This is a genomic window from Azospirillum sp. (assembly GCF_035628975.1).
Taxonomy (GTDB): domain Bacteria; phylum Pseudomonadota; class Alphaproteobacteria; order Azospirillales; family Azospirillaceae; genus Azospirillum.
Genome location: NZ_DASPIS010000058.1, coordinates 31,033 through 52,264, shown reverse-complemented (window position 1 = coordinate 52,264; position 21,232 = coordinate 31,033). Strand labels below are relative to the sequence as shown.

Annotated in this window: 21 protein-coding genes; 16 read left to right on the top strand and 5 right to left on the bottom strand. The window is 66.2% G+C overall.

The window, feature by feature from the left end; all coding sequences use genetic code 11:
- Positions 1-404: 404 nt before the first annotated feature.
- Positions 405-1,427 (bottom strand): flagellar motor switch protein FliG, encoded by a 1,023-nt coding sequence (gene fliG, locus VD964_RS13865; RefSeq protein ID WP_014188857.1) that lies wholly within the window; start codon positions 1,425-1,427, stop codon positions 405-407.
- A gap of 170 nt (positions 1,428-1,597) precedes the next feature.
- Here fliG and VD964_RS13860 point away from each other — a divergent pair, with 170 nt between their 5' ends.
- From VD964_RS13860 to VD964_RS13805, 12 genes are all read left to right on the top strand, one after another.
- Positions 1,598-2,287 (top strand): hypothetical protein, encoded by a 690-nt coding sequence (locus VD964_RS13860; RefSeq protein ID WP_324869157.1) that lies wholly within the window; start codon positions 1,598-1,600, stop codon positions 2,285-2,287.
- A 287-nt stretch (positions 2,288-2,574) separates the two neighbouring features.
- Positions 2,575-3,468 carry a MurR/RpiR family transcriptional regulator gene (locus tag VD964_RS13855; protein WP_324869156.1) on the top strand — a complete coding sequence of 298 codons (894 nt, stop codon included), beginning with the start codon at positions 2,575-2,577 and terminating at the stop codon, positions 3,466-3,468.
- A 41-nt stretch (positions 3,469-3,509) separates the two neighbouring features.
- Entirely contained in the window at positions 3,510-4,355 is an 846-nt protein-coding gene (locus VD964_RS13850) for a D-amino acid aminotransferase (protein WP_324869155.1), read from the top strand.
- Positions 4,352-6,265 (top strand): dipeptide ABC transporter ATP-binding protein, encoded by a 1,914-nt coding sequence (locus VD964_RS13845; protein WP_324869154.1) that lies wholly within the window; start codon positions 4,352-4,354, stop codon positions 6,263-6,265. The genes VD964_RS13850 and VD964_RS13845 overlap by 4 nt, the downstream gene beginning before the upstream one ends.
- A 22-nt stretch (positions 6,266-6,287) precedes the next feature.
- The gene (locus VD964_RS13840) at positions 6,288-7,820 is read left to right on the top strand and encodes a glutathione ABC transporter substrate-binding protein (RefSeq protein ID WP_324869153.1); all 1,533 of its coding nucleotides are present in this window, start codon (positions 6,288-6,290) and stop codon (positions 7,818-7,820) included.
- 193 nt (positions 7,821-8,013) lie between these two features.
- Positions 8,014-8,934, top strand: a complete 921-nt coding sequence (gene gsiC, locus VD964_RS13835; RefSeq protein WP_014188862.1) for a glutathione ABC transporter permease GsiC — start codon at positions 8,014-8,016, stop codon at positions 8,932-8,934.
- On the top strand, positions 8,931-9,818 hold the full coding sequence (locus tag VD964_RS13830; RefSeq protein WP_324869152.1) for an ABC transporter permease subunit: 888 nt from the start codon (positions 8,931-8,933) through the stop codon (positions 9,816-9,818). Before gsiC ends, VD964_RS13830 begins: the two co-directional genes overlap by 4 nt.
- 22 nt (positions 9,819-9,840) lie before the next feature.
- On the top strand, positions 9,841-10,887 hold the full coding sequence (locus tag VD964_RS13825) for a P1 family peptidase (RefSeq protein ID WP_324869151.1): 1,047 nt from the start codon (positions 9,841-9,843) through the stop codon (positions 10,885-10,887).
- Entirely contained in the window at positions 10,884-11,717 is an 834-nt protein-coding gene (locus VD964_RS13820; protein ID WP_324869150.1) for a M55 family metallopeptidase, read from the top strand. Before VD964_RS13825 ends, VD964_RS13820 begins: the two co-directional genes overlap by 4 nt.
- Positions 11,718-11,728: 11 nt before the next feature.
- On the top strand, positions 11,729-12,700 hold the full coding sequence (locus tag VD964_RS13815) for an isoaspartyl peptidase/L-asparaginase (protein WP_324869149.1): 972 nt from the start codon (positions 11,729-11,731) through the stop codon (positions 12,698-12,700).
- Between the two features lie 194 nt (positions 12,701-12,894).
- Positions 12,895-13,845, top strand: a complete 951-nt coding sequence (locus VD964_RS13810) for a zinc-dependent alcohol dehydrogenase family protein (protein WP_324869148.1) — start codon at positions 12,895-12,897, stop codon at positions 13,843-13,845.
- 30 nt (positions 13,846-13,875) lie between these two features.
- Positions 13,876-14,313: a CopD family protein gene (locus VD964_RS13805; RefSeq protein ID WP_324869147.1), complete on the top strand. Its 438-nt coding sequence runs from the start codon at positions 13,876-13,878 to the stop codon at positions 14,311-14,313.
- Between the two features lie 36 nt (positions 14,314-14,349).
- On the opposite strand, the gene VD964_RS13800 is transcribed toward VD964_RS13805, so the two are convergent.
- Positions 14,350-14,775: a VOC family protein gene (locus tag VD964_RS13800; protein ID WP_324869146.1), complete on the bottom strand. Its 426-nt coding sequence runs from the start codon at positions 14,773-14,775 to the stop codon at positions 14,350-14,352.
- A gap of 299 nt (positions 14,776-15,074) precedes the next feature.
- Between VD964_RS13800 and VD964_RS13795 the strand changes: the two genes are divergently transcribed.
- The 4 genes from VD964_RS13795 (at position 15,075) to VD964_RS13780 (ending at position 17,942) form a co-directional block, all read left to right on the top strand.
- Positions 15,075-15,554, top strand: a complete 480-nt coding sequence (locus VD964_RS13795; protein ID WP_324869145.1) for a VOC family protein — start codon at positions 15,075-15,077, stop codon at positions 15,552-15,554.
- 260 nt (positions 15,555-15,814) lie between these two features.
- On the top strand, positions 15,815-16,774 hold the full coding sequence (locus VD964_RS13790) for a hypothetical protein (RefSeq protein ID WP_324869144.1): 960 nt from the start codon (positions 15,815-15,817) through the stop codon (positions 16,772-16,774).
- The gene (locus tag VD964_RS13785; RefSeq protein ID WP_324869143.1) at positions 16,765-17,355 is read left to right on the top strand and encodes a 3'-5' exonuclease; all 591 of its coding nucleotides are present in this window, start codon (positions 16,765-16,767) and stop codon (positions 17,353-17,355) included. The genes VD964_RS13790 and VD964_RS13785 overlap by 10 nt, the downstream gene beginning before the upstream one ends.
- Entirely contained in the window at positions 17,352-17,942 is a 591-nt protein-coding gene (locus tag VD964_RS13780; protein WP_324869142.1) for a hypothetical protein, read from the top strand. Before VD964_RS13785 ends, VD964_RS13780 begins: the two co-directional genes overlap by 4 nt.
- Positions 17,943-18,075: 133 nt before the next feature.
- Here the strand turns inward: VD964_RS13780 and VD964_RS13775 are convergent, their stop codons facing one another.
- From VD964_RS13775 to VD964_RS13765, 3 genes are read right to left on the bottom strand one after another with little or no spacing between them, the layout of a single operon-like run.
- Positions 18,076-19,062 (bottom strand): oligopeptide/dipeptide ABC transporter ATP-binding protein, encoded by a 987-nt coding sequence (locus VD964_RS13775; protein ID WP_324869141.1) that lies wholly within the window; start codon positions 19,060-19,062, stop codon positions 18,076-18,078.
- Between the two features lie 26 nt (positions 19,063-19,088).
- Entirely contained in the window at positions 19,089-20,093 is a 1,005-nt protein-coding gene (locus VD964_RS13770) for an ABC transporter ATP-binding protein (protein WP_324869140.1), read from the bottom strand.
- 35 nt (positions 20,094-20,128) lie between these two features.
- A complete protein-coding gene (locus VD964_RS13765) occupies positions 20,129-21,187 on the bottom strand; it encodes an alanine racemase (RefSeq protein ID WP_324869139.1) in 1,059 nt (352 codons plus the stop codon).
- Positions 21,188-21,232: the final 45 nt, after the last annotated feature.

Here is a 21,232-nt window from a genome sequence, read left to right as displayed (position 1 = left end):
ATGTCCCAGGTCTCGGCGAGTGCTGCCAGCGGCCCGGCGGCGACGCCCAGCCCCAGCAGGCCGGCGACGATCGGGCCGGCCATCCGGGCGACGAGACGGGATTGCAGCATGTCAGCGGTCATGATGTTCGGAAGCTCCCTGATTGTTGGCCGAATCGCCGCCCGCCGGCCTTATGGCTGGTCGGACGGTGGGCAGAAGCCGGATGTCCGGCCCGGCCGGAGCCTGCGCGAGCAGCCCGTAGCCAAGGCATCGTGACAGCGGCCTCCCTGATCCTGCCCATTCGGTCCCCAAGGGTTCACCGTTCCGAGCGTTCCGTCAAACCTCCAATGTTACAGCCGGGGAAAAAATCAGCGGTGCCCGTCCCTTATGGCCTCGCGGCCAGGGGGTGCAGCCAGTGGACGCGCTCAGTAGATCAACTCGTTCTCGCCGCTGCCCTCGGCCAGGACCAGTTCGCCGCGGGCGGCGAGATCCTTGGCCAGCTGGACCATGTACATCTGCGCCTCGTCCACGTCGCGGACGCGGACCGGACCCATGGCGGCCATGTCCTCGCGCAGGATCTTGGCCGCGCGCTCGGACATGTTGGAGAAGAACAGATCCTTCAGCGACTCCGACGCGCCCTTCAGCGCGGTGCCCAGCTTCTGCTTGTCCACCGTCCGCAGGACGGTCTGGACGCCGCCGGGGTCGAGCTTCGACAGATCCTCGAAGGTGAACATCAACGACTTGATGCGCTCGGCGCTGTCGCGGTTGCGCTCCTCCAGGGCGGCCATGAAGCGGTGCTCGGTGGTGCGGTCCAGCCCGTTGAAGATCTCCGCCAGCATCTCGTGGCTGTCGCGGCGGCTGGTGCGGGCGAGATTGGTCATGAACTCGGTGCGCAGCGTGCGCTCCACGTCGTCCAGAACCTCCTTCTGCACCGCCTCCATGCGCAGCATGCGCATGATGACTTCCATCGCGAAGCTTTCCGGAAGCTGGGCAAGGACGCGGCCGGCATGGTCGGAGCGGATCTTGGAAAGCACCACCGCGACGGTCTGCGGGTACTCGTTCTTCAGGTAGTTGGACAGGACCGACTCGTTGACGTTGGTCAGCTTGTCCCACATGGTTCGGCCGGCCGGACCACGGATGTCCTCCATGATCTGGTCGACCTTGTCCTTCGGCAGGGTCTTCAGCAGGAGCCGCTCGGTCGAATCGAAGGAGCCGACGACGGTGCCGCTCGACGACATCTGCTCGGCGAATTCGACGAACAGGCGCTCGATCAGGTTGGCCGACACCGTGCCCAGGTTGGCCATCACCTGGGACAGCTCCTTGATCTCCTCGTCGTCCATCAGCGAGAACAGCTTGGACGAATGCTCCTCGCCCAGCGCGAGCATCATGATGGCGGCCTTTTCCGGGCCGGTGAGGGTCCGGTAGTCCTCACGAACCTTCTGAGCCATTGCTACCCTTCATGATTGCGCGTGTTCACAGAGCCCGATCATTGCGGCAAACATCGTTAACAAACGATAAGGAAGCCCCTGAGGGCGAACGAAAACAGGCAAATCGGAACCGAATCCGGACGAGGACGGTTGGAAGGGGCATCCCCCTCCTTGTGAAAAAGGTGGCGCCCATGTCCGCCCGTGCCGCCCTTCTGCTGCCCTGCCTGATGGCTGTCCTGCCGGCTTCCGCCTTGGCGGAACGGGCGGTGACGGTCCAGGGCGCCGATTGCCAGGTTTGGGACCAGTATCCCGACCGGCGCAAGACCGTCCGCTGGTCCGGTGCCTGCCCGAACGGCTGGGCGAGCGGCCCCGGCGTGCTGAGTTGGTTCTACGATGGCCGCTATGATGGGCAGGTGGAGGGCACGCTGGTCGACGGGAGGCTGGAGGGGCAGGGGCGCGTCACCTGGCGCGATGGCCGGCGCCTCGACGGCAATTTCCGCAACGGGCTGGTTTCGGGCCAAGCGACCCATGTCTGGTCCGATGGGCGCATGTACCAGGGGGAGTGGAAGGACGACCGCCGGACCGGCTTCGGCACCCTGACCTTTCCCAGCGGGAACAAATATGTCGGCCAGTTCCAGCGCAACCGGCCGACCGGGGAGGGCGAGTTCGTCACTGCGGACGGTCGCCGCTATCGCGCGCGGATCGACGCCCGCGGCACCATCGGCGCTGGCGCCCCGCTTGACCGCCCTCCCCAATCGGCGGCACTTCCACCGCCTGCGGACCCGCCGCCTGCCACACCGCCGGCTCGCGCGAACCGGCCACAGAAGCTGGAAGAATGGCTGAACCAGCCGGATCAGCTTTTCCGCGACCGGTCGCGGTAATGGGCTGCGGGACGCGTGAGTTTCATGTGCTAAGTGTTCGGAACTGCATGAACTCCGCGTCATCCCCGCGAAAGCGGGGATCCAAGCTTCCGGTCCAAGCGCGCGAAACGACTGGATTCCCGCCTTCGCGGGAATGACAGCCGAGGGAAGTGCTTGCCCTTTGGCCTGCTTAAGCGTCAGCACAAGCCGCATACGGCCATATGTGAAAATGGATTTACAGAATTATGCCATTCCTGTAACTCTGTACTCACAGGGGCCATGCCGACGCGGCGAAAGGGTATCAGGGGATGGAGCTGCCCATTCAGACGGGATCGCTGCTGATCCGGATGCAGAACTGCCAGGCGCAGCTTCCGGCGGCGCTCGCCAAGGTGGGGGAGTGGGCCTTGGCATATCCCTTCCGCACCGCGACGCTGAAGATCGGGGAGCTGGCGGCGGCGGCCGAGGTGTCGGTGGCGTCCGTCAACCGCTACGCCCGCTTCCTCGGCTATGAAGGCTATCCGGAGTTCCGCGAGGATCTGCTGCGCGCCTTCGAATCCACCTTCGCGCCGGTGGAAAAGCTGCGCGTGGCCGTGCAGCGCGACACCTCCAATGCCGAGATCATGCGGGAATCGCTGGCCAGCGATGCCGGCAACATCACCCGCACCATGGATTTGCTGCAGCCCGAGCAGTGCGAGGCGGCGATCCGCCTGATCCGCGACTCCAAACGCGTCGTGGCGTTGGGGTTGGGCGACAGCGCCTATCTCGCCCTGTTCCTGGCCGACGTGCTGGAGCCCTATGTCGACCATGTCCGCGAAGCCATCGAATTCGCGGGCACCGAGCGCACCATCCGCCGGCTGATGACGGTGAAGCCCGGCGATCTGGTGATCGCCATCACCTCGCCGCGCTATTCGCGCCGGACCATCGAGCATCTGCAGCTGTGCCGCGAGCGCGGGGCGAAGGCCATCGCGCTGACCGACGCGCCGGACAGCCCGATCGTCCCGCTTGCCGACGTGACCCTGCTGGCCGGGGCCGACCATGGCGTGCGCCACAGCTCCCCCACCGGGCTGATGGCGCTGATCGTGGCGCTGGGCACCGCGCTGTCCCGCTCCGGTCCGGACAGCGTCGGACAGGCCGCCGACGTCGCCGAACGCATCCTGCCCTACCTCCACGTCGTGCCGAAGAGCAAGCGGCCGACGGAGTGAGCGGGGCTTTCCTTTCCACGCGCCAAAGAAGCTGAAAAGCGATGACGATCTCCTATTGGAACGGGCGTTACCTGCCGCTGGACGAGGTCCATGTGTCGCCGCTGGACCGCGGTTTCCTGTTCGCCGACGGCCTCTATGAGGTGACCGCCGCCTACAATGGCCGCCTGTTCGAGCCGGAGGCGCACATCGCCCGCCTGCAGCGCGGGATGTCCGAACTGCGCATCGACTGCACGCTGTCGGCCGGCGACTGGCTGGGCATCATGGAGCGGCTGGCGGCGGAGTCCGGCATCGACGGCGACCTGACCGTCTATCTCCAGGTCACCCGCGGAGCCGCCGCCAGCCGCGGCCATGCCTTCCCGGCCGGCGTCACCCCGTCGGTGTTCGGCATGGCCAGCCCGCTGAAGCGCCCGCCCGCGGCATGGCGCGACCAGGGCGTCGCCGCCATTACCATCCCCGACATCCGCTGGGGCCGTTGCGACCTGAAGACGGTGGCGCTGCTCGGCAGCGTGCTGGCGCAGCAGGCGGCGACCGATGCCGGCGTGGTCGATGCGCTGCAACTGCGCGACGGTCTGGTGACGGAGGGCGCGGCGACCAACATCTTCGTGGTCAAAGACGGCGTCATCGCCACCCCGCTCAACGACAACCGAATCCTCGAGGGCATCACCCGCACCGTCATCCTGCGGCTGGCGGCCGAGGCCGGCCTGCGGCTGGAGGAGCGCGACATCCCGGTGGCGGAGCTTGAGACGGCCGACGAAATCTGGATCTCCAGCACCACCAAGGAGATCACCCCCGTCACCAGCCTGAACGGCAAGCCGGTCGGCACCGGCGCGCCCGGCATGGTGTGGCGCCGCCTGTTCGCGCTGTTCGCCGAGAGGCTTGGGCGATGAGCGGCGCCGCCGCGATGCGGGCGGTCGAGACCGCGCCGGCGCTGCTTTCCGTAGAGGGCCTGAGCGTCGCCTTCGACGGCGAGCATGGTCCCGTGCGCGTGGTCGACGATGTCAGCTTCACCGTGGCGCCGGGCGAAACGGTCGCCATCGTCGGCGAATCCGGCTCCGGCAAATCGGTGACCTCGCTGTCGCTGATGCGGCTGGTCGATTATGCCGGCGGTCGTATCGTCGGCGGGCGCATCCGCTTCAAGGGTCGCGACGGGCGCGAACGCGATCTGGCATCCCCGCCGGCCGAAGCGCTGACCGCCATGCGCGGCAACGACATCGCCATGGTCTTCCAGGAGCCGATGACGTCGCTGAACCCGGTCTTCACCATTGGCGACCAGATCGCCGAGGCGGTGATGCTGCACCAGGGTCTCGACCGCAAGGCGGCGCGGGCGGAGGCGTTGCGCATGCTGGAGAAGGTTCGGATTCCCGAACCGGCCCGGCTGCTCGACCGCCACCCGCACCAGCTGTCGGGCGGCATGCGCCAGCGCGTGATGATCGCCATGGCGCTGTCCTGCAAGCCGTCGCTGCTGATCGCCGACGAGCCGACGACGGCGCTGGACGTCACCATCCAGGCCCAGATCCTGCGGCTGATCCGCCTGCTGCAGGACGAGATGGGCATGGGCGTCATCTTCATCACCCATGACATGGGCGTGGTGGCGGAGGTGGCCGACCGCGTCGTCGTGATGTGGCGCGGCCGCAAGGTGGAGGAGGGCACGGTCGAGCGCATCTTCCAGGCGCCGCAGCACCCCTACACCAAGGCGCTGCTGTCCGCCGTGCCGAAGCTGGGCGCGCTGCGCGGCCAGGATCTGCCGATGCGCTTCCCGCTTCTGGTGGTGGACGACGCGAAGGCCGAGGCTGCGCCGCTGGCCCCGCCGCCGGTGCAGGACACCGTGCGCGCGGCCGACGCCCCGCTTCTGGAGGTGCGCGACCTCACCACCCGCTTCGACGTGCGCAAGGGCATCTTCGGATCGCTGAAGGCCCGCGTCCATGCGGTGGAAAAGGTCAGCTTCGCCGTCCGTCCGGGCGAGACGCTGGCGCTGGTCGGTGAATCCGGCTGCGGCAAGTCGACCACCGGCCGCACCATCATGGGGCTTCAGTCCGCCACCTCCGGCAGCATCCGCTTCGACGGCCTCGACACCGCGACGCTGGATTCCAACGGTCAGGCGAAGCTGAAGGAGAAGATCCAGTACATCTTCCAGGATCCCTTCGCCTCGCTGAACCCGCGCATGACCGTCGGTTTCAGCGTCGCCGAACCGATGCTGGTCCACGACTATGTGCCCACATCCAGGCCGGGCGTGTCGCGCCGCCGCGCCATCGAAGAGCGGGTGGCGGAGTTGCTGACCCAGGTGGGCCTGAAGCCGGAGCACGCGCGCCGCTACCCGCACGAATTCTCCGGCGGGCAGCGCCAGCGCATCTGCATCGCCCGCGCGATCGCCTGCGATCCCAAGCTGATCATCGCCGACGAGGCGGTGGCGGCGCTCGACGTGTCGATCCAGGCGCAGATCGTCAACCTGCTGATGGAGCTGCAGGCCAGGCGTGGCCTGTCCTACCTGTTCATCAGCCACGACATGGCGGTGGTGGAGCGGGTCAGCCACCGCGTCGCCGTCATGTATCTGGGCCAGATCGTCGAACTCGGGCCCCGCCGCGCGGTGTTCGAGAATCCGCAGCACCCCTACACCCGCCGCCTGATGGCGGCGGTGCCCATCGCCGATCCCAGCCGGCGCACGCGCGACCTGCGGCTGCTGACCGGCGAGATCCCAAGCCCGATCCGCAACATCGGCGACGAGCCGGTGGTGCAGCCGCTGGTGCCGGTCGGCGACGACCATTTCGTCGCGCGCCACGCCGTCGGCGGCGACTTCTGAATCAAGAAAAGGGAGACATCACGTGACGCGCTTCGCTCTTCCCCTGCTGGCCGGCCTGCTCGCCGGCACCGCGCTGGCCGGTCCGGCCTTCGCCGCCAAGACTCTGGTCGTCGGCATCCCCGACAACATCACCACGCTGGACCCGGCCGACATCAACGACACCCTGTCGCAGTCGGCCAGCCGCACGATGATGCAGGGCCTGTTCGGCTTCGACAAGGAGATGAAGCTGGTCCCGCTGCTGGCGGAGAGCTTCACGGTCAACGACACCGCCACCGAATACACCTACCGCCTGCGCAAGGGCGTCACCTTCCATGACGGTTCGCCCTTCAACGCCCAGGCGGTGAAGACCAACTTCGACCGCCTGTCCAACCCGGCCAACCGGCTGAAGCGCCAGAGCCTGCTGGCGATGCTGGCCGAGACGGTGGTGCTCGACGACCACACCATCACGCTCAAGCTGTCGCAGCCCTTCGGCGCGCTGAACAACAACCTGGCCCACCCCGGCGCCATGATCCACAGCCCGAAGGCGCTGGAAACCTTCGGCAAGGAGATCGGCCGCCACCCCGTCGGCACCGGCCCCTACAAGTTCGTGAGCTGGGAAGCGGACACCCTCAAGGTCGAGAAGAACGCCAACTACTGGAAGCCCGGCCTGCCGAAGGTCGACAGCGTGACGCTGAAGAGCGTGCCGGAGAACGGCAGCCGCATCGCCATGCTGCAGACCAACGAGGCTCAGTTCATCTATCCGCTGCCGCCGGAAATGGTGAAGATGGTGGAAGCCAACCAGGCGCTGGAGATCATCGACGCCCCGTCGATCATCGCCCGCTATGTGGCGATGAACACCATGAAGAAGCCGTTCAACGACCCGCGCGTCCGTCAGGCGCTGAACTACGCCATCGACAAGAACGCCTACGCGAAGGTGGTCTATCGCGGCTATGCCGGCCCGCTGGATTCGGCCATCCCGTCCAAGCTGGGCTTCCACGTCTCGCAGCCGAACCAGTACACCTACGACCTTGCCAAGGCGAAGGCGCTGCTGGCCGAAGCCGGCTATCCGAACGGCTTCGAGGCCGAGATGATCGGCCGCAACAGCACCAACTTCATCCGCGGCATGCAGTTCGTGCAGCAGCAGCTGGCCCAGGTCGGCGTCAAGCTGACCGTCACCCCGCTCGAAGCCGGTGTCGAGGCCTCCCGCGTCTGGAGCGTCGAGAAGCCGGAGGATGCCACGGTGCAGATGCAGTACAGCGGCTGGTCGGCTTCGACCGGCGATGCCGACTGGGGCCTGCGTCCGCTGTTGTGGGGCAAGGGCTTCCCGCCGAAGTTCTTCAACGTGGCTTACTATAAGAACGAGACGGTCGACACCGCGATCGAGACCGGCATCGGCACCGCCGACAACGCCAAGCGCGCCGAAGCCTACCGCGTCGCCCAGGAGCAGATCTGGAAGGACGCGCCCTGGATCTTCCTCGGCGTCGAGAACCTGCTGGCCGGCAAGTCGAAGAAGCTGACCGGCTTCTACTACGTCGCCGACGGCGGCCTGCAGATGGAAGAGGCCGATCTGCAGTGATGTGAGTGTGGCGCCAGTCGTCGTTGCGGCTGGCGCCGCGTTGCCTCCTCCCTAACCCTCCCCCACCTTCGGTGGGAGAGGGGACTGCCGCGGCTCTGCGACTTGCCCCCTCTCCCGCGAAGCGGGGGAGGGTTGGGGAGGGGGCATTCGAAGCCGACACCCCACCCAGGCCCTCCACCAGGACCTCTGCCCCATGCTGAAATATCTCGTCGGCCGTGTCGCCGGCATCCTGCCGGTTCTGCTGGTGATTTCCGTCTTCGTCTTCGGCTTCGTCCATCTGCTGCCGGGCGATCCGGCGCGGCTGGTCGCGGGGCCGGATGCGACCCAGCGCGACGTCGAACTGGTGCGCCAGGACCTCGGCCTCGACCAGCCGCTGTGGGTGCAGTATGGCCGCTTCCTCGGCAACGCGGTGCAGGGCGAATTCGGGCGCTCGATGAAGACCAAGCGGCCGGTGTCGCAGGAGATCGGCGAACGCTTCATGCCCACGCTCTACCTCACCGTCGCCGCCATGGCGTGGGCGACGCTGGCCGGGCTGCTGATCGGCGTGGCGTCGGCAACGAAGCGCGGGCGCTGGCAGGACCATGCCGGCATGATCGTCGCGGTGTCGGGCATCGCCTTCCCGTCCTTCTGGCTCGGCCTGCTGATGATCGACCTGTTCTCGGTCAAGCTCGGCTGGCTGCCGACCAGCGGCTATGGCACGTGGCAGCATTTCGTCATGCCGTCGCTGACGCTCGGCCTCGGCGTCGCCGCGGTGATGGCGCGCTTCACCCGCTCCGCCTTCATCGAGATCGCGCGCGAGGATTACGTCCGCACCGCGCGGGCCAAGGGCGTGCCCGCCCGGCTGGTGGTGTGGAAGCACACGCTGCGCAACGCGCTGATCCCGATCATCACCATGGTCGGCTTGCAGTTCGGCTTCCTGCTGGGCGGGTCCATCGTGGTGGAGACGGTGTTCTCCTGGCCGGGGCTGGGCCGGCTGCTGGTCGATAGCGTCAATTACCGCGACTACACCGTCATCCAGGCGGAGATCCTGCTGTTCTCGCTGGAGTTCATCATCATCAACCTGCTGGTCGATGTGCTGTACGCCTTCGCCAACCCCGAGATTCGCTACTCATGACCACGACAGACGCAACCGGCGTGGCCGCCGCCACTCATGAAGCCGTCCGCTCGCCGCTGCGCGAGTTCTGGCGCAAGTTCCGGCGCAACCGCACCGCCATGGCGGCCGGCATCTGTCTGCTGGCGCTGGCCTTGGCCGCTGCCGCTGCACCCTGGATCGCGCCGTTCGATCCGGCGGCCTTCGATTACGACCGCATCCTGGAAGGCCCGTCGGCCGCTCATTGGGCCGGCACCGACGCCTATGGCCGCGACATCTTCAGCCGCATTCTGTGGGGCGCCCGCATCTCGCTGTCGGTCGGGCTGCTGTCGGTGCTGCTCGGCGGTGTGGCCGGCGTGGCGCTGGGGCTGATCGCCGGCTTCCGCGGAGGCTGGATCGACAGCCTGATCATGCGCATCTGCGACGTGCTGCTGGCCTTCCCCGGCATCCTGCTGGCCATCGGCATCGTCGCCATCCTGGGTCCGGGCATCGAGAACGTCATCTATGCGGTGGCGATCTTCAGCATCCCCGTTTTCGCCCGTCTCGTGCGCGGCAGCACGCTGTCGTTGAAGCGCGCGGTCTATGTCGACGCCGCCCGCGCCATCGGCGTGCGCGACCGGCTGCTGATGGTCCGCCACATCCTGCCCGGCACGCTGCCCAGCGTGATCGTCTATGTCTCCATGCGCATCGGCACCTCGATCCTGACGGCGGCCAGCCTCAGCTTCATCGGGCTCGGCGCCCAGCCGCCCAGCCCGGAATGGGGCGCCATGCTGGCCGATGGGCGCAGCTACATCGGCGTCGCCAGCCATGTCACCTTCTATCCCGGCCTCGCCATCTTCCTGACGGTGCTGGCCTTCAACCTGCTCGGCGACGGACTGCGCGATGCCCTCGACCCGAAACTCCGTTGAACCGGTAAAGCGAGCGCGGGCCTTGGGGCTCGCCTGCGGCCGGCTGACGCCGGGGCCGCGCAACGCCATCACCGACGTGCCGGGCGTGCGCGTCGGCCATTGCACGCTGGAAGAGAACACTTTCCAAGGGGGCGCCATCCAGACCGGCGTAACCGCTATCCTGCCCCATGCCGGCAACCTCTACCGCGACAAGCCCATTGCCGCGGCGGAGGTGCTGAACGGCTTCGGCAAGAGCGTCGGCCTGATGCAGGTGGAGGAACTCGGCGCGCTGGAAACCCCGATCCTGCTGACCAACACCCTGTCGGTCGGCACGGCGTCCACCGCTTTGGTCCGCCACGCCATCGCCGGCAACCCCGACATCGGCCGCACCACCGCCACCGTCAACCCGGTGGTGATGGAGTGCAACGACGGTCCGCTGAACGACATCCAGGCGCTGGCGGTGACGGAAGCCCATGCCGCCGCCGCGCTGTCCGCTGCGCTCGCCGAACCGGACGGCGCCGAGGTCGCGGTCGGATCGGTGGGTGCCGGGCGCGGCATGTCCTGCTTCGGCTTCAAGGGCGGCATCGGCACCTCGTCCCGCCGTCTCAAGCTGGACGGCAAGCGCCATCACCTGGGCGTGCTGGTCCTGGCGAATTTCGGCCGGCCGGGGGAACTGCGACTGCCCGATGGCCACCGCGTTGCCCCGCCGGCCAAGGACGACGCGCCGGAGAAGGGCTCCGTCATCGTCATCGCCGCCACCGACGTGCCGCTCGATCACCGCCAGCTGCGCCGGGTGATCCGCCGCGCCGGGGTAGGGCTGGCGCGGGTGGGATCCTTCTGGGGCCATGGCAGCGGCGACATCGCGCTGGGCTTCACCACCGCCAACCGCATCGACCATGACGAAACCGCCGACATCCTGGCCCTGCGCATGTTGAACGAACACCGCATCGACAGGCTGTTCGAGGCGATGGCCGATGCCACCCAGGAAGCCGTCTTGGACGCGCTGGCCGCCGCCACGCCGGTGGTCGGCCGCGACGGCGCCAGCCGGCCTTGCCTATCCGATACGCTCACCTCCGGGAGCACTCCGTGAAGATCTACATCTCCGCCGACATCGAAGGCGTTGCCGGCGTCGTCTCCCAGCAGCAGGTGACGCAGGGCAACACCGAGTATGAGCGAGCCCGCCGCCTGATGACCGCCGAGGTCAACGCCGCCATCGAAGGCGCGCTGGAGGGCGGGGCGAGCGAAATCCTGGTCAACGACAGCCACGGCCCGATGGTCAACCTGCTGCCCGACGAGCTGCATCCGGCTGCCGAATTGATCCTCGGCCGTCCCAAGCCCATCGGCATGTTCGCCGGGCTGGAGCCGGACGCGGCGGGCGTCATGTGCGTCGGCTTCCATACGTCGGCGCGCCAGTACGGCATCCTCGCCCACACCACCAACAGCTTCGCCTTCGGCCGTGTCCGGGTGAACGGGCAGGAACTGGGGGAGGCCGGCAATTACGGCGCCTATGCCGGGGAGATCGGCGTGCCGGTGATCCTGCTGAGCGGCGACGACCGCTTCGCCGCCGAGATGGCGCCGCTGTTCCCGGAGTCCGAGCGCGTGGTGGTCAAGCAGGCGCTCGGCCAGCGCGCCGCCCGCTCCGTTGCGCCCACGGTCGCCCGCGACCGCATCCGCGAGGCCGCGGCCCGCGCTGTTCGCCGGGTCTCCAGCATCCCGCCTTTCCGCGTTCCGCCGCAAACGGAAGGCGCGCCCTACCGGCTGGAGATCGAGATGAACAGCCCGGCGCTGGCCGATCTGGCCGCCCTGATCCCGGTTTCCGAACGCCTCGATCCCGTCACCATCCGCCTGCCGGCCGCCAGCATGGCCGCCGCTCTCGGCTGGATCAACACCCTGTCGGCCATGTCGGCCGCCCTGCGCTGAGACCCGCAACCATGACCTTCACCCAACCGCAGCCCTTCGCGCTGGCCATCCATGGCGGCGCCGGCACCATCAAGCGCAGCGTCCTAACCCCGGCGCTGACCGAGGGCTATCACGCCGGCCTACGCCGGGCGCTGGCCGCCGGACACGAGGTGCTGGCCGACGGCGGCAGCGCGCTCGATGCCGTCACCGCCGCCGTGATGGCGCTGGAGGACGAGCCGCTGTTCAACGCCGGCCGCGGCGCCGTCTTTACCGCCGAGGGCAAGCAGGAGATGGATGCCGCAATCATGGACGGCCGCGACCGCTCCGCCGGTGCGGTGGCCGGCCTGTTCGGTCCGCGCAACCCCATCCAGGCTGCCCGTGCGGTGATGGAGCACAGCGAGCATGTCCTGCTGATCGGCGAGGGCGCGCTGGATCTCTGCCGCCGCCAGGGTCTGCCGATGGAGGAAGCCCCTTATTTCTTTACCCAGCCGCGCTGGGACGCCCTGCAGGCCGAGCTTGAGCGCCGCCGCTCCGGCGCTCCCGAAGATAACTCCGATGGGGGCGCCGACCAGCGCCGCCACGGCACCGTCGGCGCCGTTGCCCGCGACCGCGACGGCAATCTCGCCGCCGCCACCTCGACCGGCGGCATGACCGCCAAGGCCAAGGGGCGAGTCGGCGACAGCCCGGTGATCGGCGCCGGCACCTTCGCCGACAACATCACCTGCGCCGTCTCCGCCACCGGCCATGGCGAACATTTCATCCGCCGCTGCGCCGCCCACGAGATCGACGCCCGCATGCGCTGGGCCGGCCAGAGCCTGGAGCGCGCCGCCGGCGACGTGGTGGACGAGCTGGGCGTGATCGGCGGTTCCGGCGGTCTCGTCGCCATCGACCGCGACGGCCGGGTGGCGCTGCCCTTCAACTGCTCCGGCATGTATCGCGGCGCCATCGGGCCGGAAGGGCTGGCGATGACCGCGATCCACCGCGAGGAGTTCCGGATCGGCTGACGGTTCCCTCTCCCCCAGGAAAGTCCCCTCTCCCCGGGGGGAGAGGGGGAATTTTTACAAGTCGGGAAGATGGCGCATCCCTCATCTCGACCGCTGTCGTCCGGCTCTGCCCCGTTTCCCCGGCTGGACAGGCGGGGGACGGTTTGCAACGCTGCGGCTTCAACGGCGCAATTCCCGAGACGGAGGATGACGGCATGCGTGCGATGGTGATTTCGCGGTTCGGCGGTCCCGACGTGTTCGAACTGCAGGACCGGCCGCGTCCGGTCGCTGGGCCGGGAGAGCTGCTGGTGCGGGTGGTGGCATCCGGTACCAACCCGGTGGACGCCAAGATCCGGCAGGCGGGAAGCTGGGCCGGCATCCCCTTTCCGGCGGTGCTGGGCTACGACGTGTCCGGCGTGGTGGAGGAGGTCGGCCCCGGCGTGATCGGCTTCAAGGCCGGCGACGAAGTGTTCTACACGCCGGAGATCTTCGGCAATCCCAACGGCAGCTACGCCGAATACACCGTCGCCGCCGCGTCCATCGTCGCGCACAAGCCGCCCGGCCTTGCCCATGTCGAGGCGGCGGGCATCCCGCTGGCCGGCGGCACGGCATGGGAGGCCATCGTCCGCCGTCTTGCGGTGCGGCCGGGCGAGACGGTGCTGATCCATGGCGGGGCCGGCGGCGTCGGCAGCTTCGCCATCCAGTTCGCCAAGGCGGCGGGCGCCCGCGTGCTCGCCACCGCCAGCAAGGCCAACCACGAGGCGATGCGCGATCTCGGCGCCGACGTGACGCTCGACTACCGCGACACCGACGTGGTGGACCAGATCCTGCGCGAGGCGGGCGGGGCAGGGGTGGACGCCGCCTTCGACACCGCCGGCGGCAATGTGCCGATGAGCACGCAGGTGACGCGCCCCTTCGGCCGCATCGCCACCATCCTGCCGCCGACCGGCGACCTCGATGCGCTCTATGTGAAGAACCAGACCCTCTACGGCACCTTCCTGACCCGCGAGGGCGCCCGCCTGCGCGAGATGGCGCCGCTGTTCGAACGCGGGCAGGCCAAGGTGATCGTCGACGCCGTCCTGCCGCTGGAGCAGGTCGGCAAGGCGCATGAACGGCTCGATTCCGGCCACGGTCGCGGTAAAATCATCCTGCAAGTGGGCGCCTGACGGTCAGGCGAGGCTCTTGAGGGACGGTCCTTGGATTACATCTGGCTTATCGGGCTGCACGTCGCCGCGGTGACGGTGTGGATCGCGGGGATGTCCGTCGCCGCCATCCTGATCAGCGCCCTCGATGCCACGACCGCCGCCGAGGAGGGACCGGCCCGCATCCTGCGCGCGGCATCCCGCTGGGACCGCCGCGTGACCTCCCCGGCGATGGGGCTCGCCTGGATTCTTGGCATCACGCTGGTGGTGTGGGGCGGCTGGGGCCTGGAGCCGTGGCTGGTGACCAAGGTCGCCATCGTCATCGCCCTGTCCGCCCTGCACGGCAAGCTCGCCGCCGGGCTGCGCCGGCTGGGCGAACCGGCCCCCGCGTCGGGTGTCCGCCCGGTCTCGCCGCTGCTGCGCTTCTCCCCTCTGGCGGTGATCGCCGGGGTCATCGTCATCGTCACGCTGGTTGTGGTGAAGCCCTATTGAGCCGAAGCCCAACGGACAGGCCTCGGCTGCAGTCGGTCAGTCATCGGCAGGGAGCAGATGGGGGTTCCAGACGACCTCCCACAGATGCCCGTCGGGATCCCGGAAATATCCGGCATAGCCGCCATAGAACGTCTCCTGCGCGGTCCTGACGATTTCGGCGCCGGCGTGTCCTGCGGCCTCCATCACCTCGTCCACCTCGCTCTTGCGCGTGACATTGTGCCCGATGGTGACGGCGGTGGAACTGATGGGAGTTTTGGCCAAGCCGGTGTCGTGGCAGATGTCGTCCTGCGCCCAGATCGCCAGCTTCAGTCCGCCCGACAGATCGAAGAAGGCGACCGCGCCATGGTCGAACTCGCGGCCGACGATGCCGTCGCTGGGCAGGCCGAGGCCGTCGCGATAGAAGGCAAGTGCCCGGTCGAGGTCGGCGACGCCCAGCGTCAGAACGGAAATTCTCGGCTTCATGTCCATGCCCCTGCTATCGGCGCCCGCATCATGCACGCACCCTGATAGTCTTGGGCCGTTGCCGTTGGGTCGTACCCTGGCAATGGAAGGACCCGCTTGGCGGGGGCCGGGCCAACCGTCCCGAGCCTAACCTGTTTCAGACGGTCCAACGCTATCCTCCAGGCCAAGGGCGGTCAAGACCGCCGCCCTTCGCCGCCATCGCCGGAGCTATCGCCATCGTGACATGTATGGTGGTAAAACTGGGTGAGCAGCACGCGGCCCCAAGCCGGGGAGTCGGTTTCAGCGCGAAAGGACAAGCCATGGCCGTCGCCAAGACCACGATCTGCCTCTGGTTCGACAAGGACGCCGAGCCCGCCGCCCGCTTCTACGCCGAGACCTTCCCCGACAGCGCCGTGCACGCCGTCCACCGCGCCCCCGCCGACTACCCGTCGGGCAAGGCGGGCGACGTGCTGACGGTCGAGTTCACCGTCGCCGGCATCCTCTGCCTCGGCCTGAACGGCGGCCCGACCTTCACCCACAGCGAGGCCTTCTCGTTCCAGATCGCCACCGACGACCAGGAAGAGACCGACCGCTATTGGAGCGCCATCGTCGGCAACGGCGGCCAGGAGAGCGCCTGCGGCTGGTGCAAGGACCGCTGGGGCATCTCCTGGCAGATCACGCCCCGCGTGCTGACGGACGCGCTGGCAGCCGGTGGGGAGGAGGCCAAGCGGGCGTTCGAAGCGATGATGGGGATGACGAAGATCGACGTGGCGGCGATTGAGGCGGCGCGCAGGGGGTAGGAAAATTTAGGAGAAACAGTGATAGCGCTCAGTATATTAAAAGTTGAAATCAAAGCTTAGCCCGGTTTATCAAAGTTTACTGTACGCCATTCTCATCTGGAGAAACATATATGATACAACTCCGGTTCGCTGGCCCTAATCTGCCCGCTTCTCTTAAGCAGGTTGTTGATTATCGCAAATCTGGCTTGAGCTTGAACCATATTGTTGGCTGTCCGCTTGACTGTGGATACTGTGTCCGACATTTATTCGATAATTTCGATATGAAAAAGCCGCATCTAGTCGTTCCCGATGAGGAGGCGGTCGAGCAACTTGTGAGTCACTGGGCCTTCTGTGCCCACCGCACTCCCATTCAGATCTTCAACCGGGCGACCGATCCGTTCCTACCCGGAGTCAAGGAGCATCTATTCAATTGTCTTCATATGTTGGATGAGCGCAAACTGACAAATCATATGCTGATCATTACGCGATGGTGCGTGATGCAAGACGATGTGGCTCGGCTTGAGAAGCTTCAGCACCTAAAGGTCACAGTTCTTGTGACTTGGTCAGGAATTGATGATTTTCGGCTTGAGCCGACTGAAAGCGCAATAGCTGAGAATTCTCTCTTGGTCCTTTCTGCGCACGCTAGACGCACAAAATCTATTTTATACTGGAGACCAATCATATCCGGTATTAATGATACTGACGCTCATTTATGTCGCGCCCAAGAACTCTCGGCCTTGGCAAACGCGACGGTTTTCACAGGTTTGTTCTATCGTGATGAGATCAGGCGCTATTTTACCTCGATCGGGCTTCCTGATCTTTATGAACAGACAGCTCGTCGTAAGATCATGCCAGCCGATTTGGAACGCCATGTGCTAACAGCATTCTCCGGACTCCCTCTATTCCGCAAAACGTCTTGTGGCATTGCCTATGCGCACCGTATGCCTGATTACAACGGCCACTATGGCATACGCGAAATTTGCGACATCTGTCCTCCTGCCCAAGTTGCTATCTGTGCTCGAGACCATCATAAGCCTGAGATGGAGAAAGTTCGAGAGCTAGCAGATGCTGCGGGAGTAGATCTTAGCCACATTGAAGTCAATGATCGGCGTATAGAATTAGCTGGCAGCACGGAGCAGCAACGATACTTCATCCAGCATAGCCTAAATTTTCAGGTGCATGATCGGGCTCAGCCTCATCATTATGGAAGGCATGGGAGGGCCGAGCAAGGATGGACTTGATTAATGGAAGTATGTGGATTGTAGATGTAGAAGGTAGTGGCGGAACGCCTCCTGAAATCGTTCAAATCGCCCTAACGGAAATTTGCAGCCTAAGGTTGGGAGAGCGTATGTGGGAGTGGCTGATCCAACCCTCTGCGCCGATCACTCCAATCGCGACCCGAATCCATGGCATAAGCAACGATGACGTAGAAAGTGCTCCGACTATTAGTGACATTGCTGACGATATCATGATGTGGACGGACGGTTCTGTCGTTATTGGACACAATGTCCGTGTTGATGTTGACATTATTAAGCGTTCAATTCCCGAGTGGAAACCAGCGATGGCTATCGATACGTTGCGGATCGCTAAGATAGTTTTACCGGGAATGGAGTCTTACAGCCTTCAAAAACTAGGTCTAAGGCTTGGTTGTTCCGATGAAGCTGCGAGAATAAGTGGAAAGACTCACCACTCTGCTCTTTACGATTCGGTTCTTACGGCATTGCTGTTTATAGAGTTTTTGTCCAGAGTTCCAGAGAAAGATAGGCTATCATTAGTCATGGATGCGGATATTCTGAGCACTAGACAGGGGGAACTGTTTTGATCAGGAATAATTTCAAGATTGGTGTCGCTGGGACGCACTCTACCGGCAAATCCACTTTTGTGTGCGATGTAGAGAATGTTCTTGCTGCTGAGGGGGTTGCTGTTGCCAGAATTGAAAACCTTGCGACCCGCGCACAAGAAATAGGGTTTCCGATTCTATCCAAGCATACTTTCGAAAGCACTCTGTGGATTATAGCTGAGTGCATGAGAAAGGAGATGGAAGCTTCCTTGAGCGCACAGGTAATTTTAGTCGATCGCCCGGTACCCGATGCGCTAGGCTATTTGCTGGCTGCCTTGGAAGTCTCTGGCCGCAACATCGGAGAACGGCGTCTTTCTGCTCTTAGACAAATTGTGGCTGCGCACATAAATGACTACGACCATCTTATCATCACAGACTTAGATCCCTCCATCTCTCTGGGAGAAGGTCGCGATGCTGATGAGTGTTTTCGCGCGGCCGCTGGCAGAAATATAACGACGATAGTTAAGGAATTTGCGCCTAATGTCGCAGTGATGACTGCAGATAATGCACCTAATGTCACCGCTAATGCAATATCTCTTGTTCGTCAATGGAGAGACGCAACGCGCTAACCCTCAGACAGGCGCGGTGGCTTTGTTATGAGTTGTGTTGCTTATTGAGTTTTCCAAACTATGTCATTCTAATATATTCTATGTGATTCAATCACAGTTACGGCATTTCCACGCCAGAGTCTCCGTCACGTCCTCACCCCACCCCCACATCATCCCGGATGCACGCCACCGAATGCCCCGGCGCCACCTCGCGCAGCGCCCGGGCCTCCGGCTCCGCACAAGCCGGCAGCGCGAAGGGGCAGCGCGTCCGGAAGACGCAGCCGGACGGCGGGTTCATCGGGCTCGGCACGTCGCCGTCCAGCAGCATGCGGGTCTTCGGCGCGTCGGGGTCCGGATCGGGGGCGGCGGAAAGCAGGGCCATGGTGTAGGGGTGGCGCGGGCGCTCGTACAGGGAATCGCTCGGCGCGATCTCCATCAGGCGGCCGAGATACATCACCGCCACCCGGTCGCTGATGTAGCGCACCACCGCCAGATCATGGGCGATGAACAGCACCGCCAGCCCCAACTCGCGCTGCAAGTCGCCCAGCAGGTTCACCACCTGCGCCTGCACCGAGACGTCGAGCGCCGACACCGGCTCGTCCGCGACGATGAAGTCGGGTTCCACCGCCAGCGCGCGGGCGATGCCGATGCGCTGGCGCTGGCCGCCGGAGAACTCGTGCGGGAAGCGGTCCATGGCGTCGGCGGTCAGGCCGACCTTCTCCAGCAAGGCCGCCACGCGGTCGCGGCGGTCGGCGCGGGTGCCGATGTTGTGGATCGTCAGAGCCTCGCCGATCACGTCGCGCACGCGCTGGCGCGGGTCGAGGCTGGCATAGGGGTCCTGGAAGACGATCTGCATGCGGCGGCGCTGCGCCCGCATCTCGGCCGTCGGCAGACCGGTGATCTCCTGCCCGTTGAAGCGGATGGAGCCGCCGGTCGGCTCGATCAGCCGCAGGATGCTGCGCCCGGCGGTGGTCTTGCCGGAGCCCGATTCGCCGACCAGCCCCAGCACCTCGCCGCGGTTCAGGTCGAAGGACAGGTCGTCCACCGCCTTCACCCAACCCACCGGCCGTTGCAGCAGTCCGCCGCGCACCGGGAAGCGCTTCTCCAGATTGCGGACGCTCAGCAGGGGCTGTTCGGTCATGATTTCGGCGGTCCCAATAGCGGTGCTCATTGCACGTCTCTCCAGCGGCGGCAGCGGGCGGAATGGTCGGGGCCGACCGGCTCCAGAACGGGTTCGGCAGCGGTGCAGGCGGGTTCGGCCAGCGGGCAGCGCGGGGCGAAGGTGCAGCCGGCCGGCCGGTTCACCGGGCTCGGCACGCTGCCGGGGATGGCGTGCAGCCGTCCGCCGTCGCCGCGGCGCTGGCCCAGATGCGGCATGCAGGCCAGAAGCCCGCGGGTGTAGGGGTGCTTGGGCGATTTCAGCAGGGAGCGGACATCGCCTTCCTCGACGATGCGGCCGGCATACATCACCACCACCCGGTGCGCCACCTCGGCCACCACGCCCAGATTGTGGGTGATGAACAGGATCGAGGTGCCGGTCTCCTCCTGCAGCCGCCGCATCAGGTCGAGGATCTGCGCCTGGATGGTCACGTCGAGCGCGGTGGTCGGCTCGTCGGCGATCAGCAGGGTGGGGCGGCAGGCCAGCGCCATGGCGATCATCACGCGCTGGCGCATGCCGCCGGACATCTGGTGCGGATACTCGTCCAGCCGCCGCTCCGCCGCCGGGATGCCGACCTTCTTCAGCATGGCCAGCGCCTCCGCCCGCGCCGCCCGGCGGTCGAGGCCCTGGTGGTAGCGCAGCGCCTCGCCGATCTGGTCGCCGACGGTGTAGACCGGGTTCAGCGAGGTCATCGGCTCCTGGAAGATCATGCCGATCTCGTTGCCGCGGACGCTGCGCATCGCGCGCTCGCTGAGGCGGGCGAGGTCGCGCACCTGCCCATCGCGGCCGCGGAACAGGATCTCGCCGCCGGCGATGATGCCCGGCGGCGAGGGGATCAGCCGCATCGCCGACAGGCTGGTCACCGACTTGCCGCTGCCGGATTCGCCGACGACGGCCAGCGTCTCGTTGCGGCGCACCGCGAAGGAAACGCCGTCCACCGCCTTCGACACGCCGGGATCGGCGGTGAAGTGGGTTTGCAGGTTGCGGATGTCGAGCGTGAGGTCAGCGTCCATGACGGGATCCCGGAGCTTGGGCTATCGGAGGCAGGTCAGCGGGTGCAGCCGCGTGCCGGCACCGGCCAGTCGCCGACGACTTCGCCGTTGCGGCTGACTGCCATGCGGTCGTGCAGGTTGGTCACCACGCAGACATGGTTGGGCAGGATGCGCACGCGGTCGCCGATCTCCGGCCGCTCCGCGCTCTTGCTGAGGTCGACCACCGCATGCTCCTCGTTGACGCGGACGATCACCGCGTCGGGGTAGTCGAGGATCAGGCCATACCCCTCGCCGACCGACGGGGCGACGCGGTCGCTCGACAGGGTCTTGCTGCCGCAATCCAGAACGGCGCGATCGGGGGTGGGGCGGCTGACCACGGTGGCGTGGACATGCACGGCGCACTCGTCCAGCGTCGCCACCCCGGCGCCGACGGTGGCGCGGTCGTGGTAGATGTAGGTGCCGACGCGCAGCTCGGTCACGCCGGGAAGCTCGTGGGTGTCCCAGCAGCCGGGGGTGCCGCCGACCGATACCGTCTCCACCGCGATGCCGGCGCCGTCCAGCAGGGCGCGGGTCTCGGCGACGAAGGGCACGGTGCGGGGACCGCGCGGATAGGTCATCAGGCCGCGGAAGCGGGTCAGCCCGTTGCCGGCGGCGCGGCGGGCCAGCGTCAGCACCTCGTCCGGGGTCTGCACGCCGCAGCGGCCGTCGCCGCTGTCGAACTCCACCAGGATGCCGATCTCGACGCCGGCCTCGGCCGCGGCGGCGGCCACCGTGTCGAGCGCCACGGCATTGTCCAGCGCCACCGTCAGCCTGGTCTTGCTGGCCAGTTCCGCCAGCGGCTTCACCTTGGCGGCGCCGACGATGGGGTAGGTCAGCAGGATGTCGGCGCAGCCGGCCTCCGCCATCACCAGCGCCTCGCTGATCTTCTGGCAGGTGATGCCGACGGCGCCCAGCTCGATCTGGCGCAGGGCGAATTGGGGAAGCTTATGGGTCTTGATGTGCGGGCGCAGCGCCAACCCGTGCCGGTCGCAATAGGCCTGCATCTTGGTCAGGTTATGCTCGACCCGGTCGAGGTCGATGACGGGGACGGGGGTGTCGAGATCGTCGACGCGCATGGGACCGCTCCGGAACGCGAATTCAGGGAAAGGGCCGATCCCGGC

Excerpts from the sequence above, each read along its gene's own strand:
- VD964_RS13845 (WP_324869154.1), top strand. The coding sequence starts at position 4,352 with ATGAGCGGCGCCGCCGCGATGCGGGCGGTCGAGACCGCGCCGGCGCTG.
- VD964_RS13770 (WP_324869140.1), bottom strand. The coding sequence starts at position 20,093 with ATGGACGCTGACCTCACGCTCGACATCCGCAACCTGCAAACCCACTTC.
- fliG (WP_014188857.1), bottom strand. The coding sequence starts at position 1,427 with ATGGCTCAGAAGGTTCGTGAGGACTACCGGACCCTCACCGGCCCGGAA.
- VD964_RS13850 (WP_324869155.1), top strand. The coding sequence starts at position 3,510 with ATGACGATCTCCTATTGGAACGGGCGTTACCTGCCGCTGGACGAGGTC.
- VD964_RS13765 (WP_324869139.1), bottom strand. The coding sequence starts at position 21,187 with ATGCGCGTCGACGATCTCGACACCCCCGTCCCCGTCATCGACCTCGAC.
- VD964_RS13800 (WP_324869146.1), bottom strand. The coding sequence starts at position 14,775 with ATGAAGCCGAGAATTTCCGTTCTGACGCTGGGCGTCGCCGACCTCGAC.
- VD964_RS13855 (WP_324869156.1), top strand. The coding sequence starts at position 2,575 with ATGGAGCTGCCCATTCAGACGGGATCGCTGCTGATCCGGATGCAGAAC.
- VD964_RS13775 (WP_324869141.1), bottom strand. The coding sequence starts at position 19,062 with ATGACCGAACAGCCCCTGCTGAGCGTCCGCAATCTGGAGAAGCGCTTC.
- gsiC (WP_014188862.1), top strand. The coding sequence starts at position 8,014 with ATGCTGAAATATCTCGTCGGCCGTGTCGCCGGCATCCTGCCGGTTCTG.
- VD964_RS13785 (WP_324869143.1), top strand. The coding sequence starts at position 16,765 with ATGGACTTGATTAATGGAAGTATGTGGATTGTAGATGTAGAAGGTAGT.
- VD964_RS13815 (WP_324869149.1), top strand. The coding sequence starts at position 11,729 with ATGACCTTCACCCAACCGCAGCCCTTCGCGCTGGCCATCCATGGCGGC.
- VD964_RS13860 (WP_324869157.1), top strand. The coding sequence starts at position 1,598 with ATGTCCGCCCGTGCCGCCCTTCTGCTGCCCTGCCTGATGGCTGTCCTG.
- VD964_RS13830 (WP_324869152.1), top strand. The coding sequence starts at position 8,931 with ATGACCACGACAGACGCAACCGGCGTGGCCGCCGCCACTCATGAAGCC.
- VD964_RS13795 (WP_324869145.1), top strand. The coding sequence starts at position 15,075 with ATGGCCGTCGCCAAGACCACGATCTGCCTCTGGTTCGACAAGGACGCC.
- VD964_RS13810 (WP_324869148.1), top strand. The coding sequence starts at position 12,895 with ATGCGTGCGATGGTGATTTCGCGGTTCGGCGGTCCCGACGTGTTCGAA.
- VD964_RS13790 (WP_324869144.1), top strand. The coding sequence starts at position 15,815 with ATGAAAAAGCCGCATCTAGTCGTTCCCGATGAGGAGGCGGTCGAGCAA.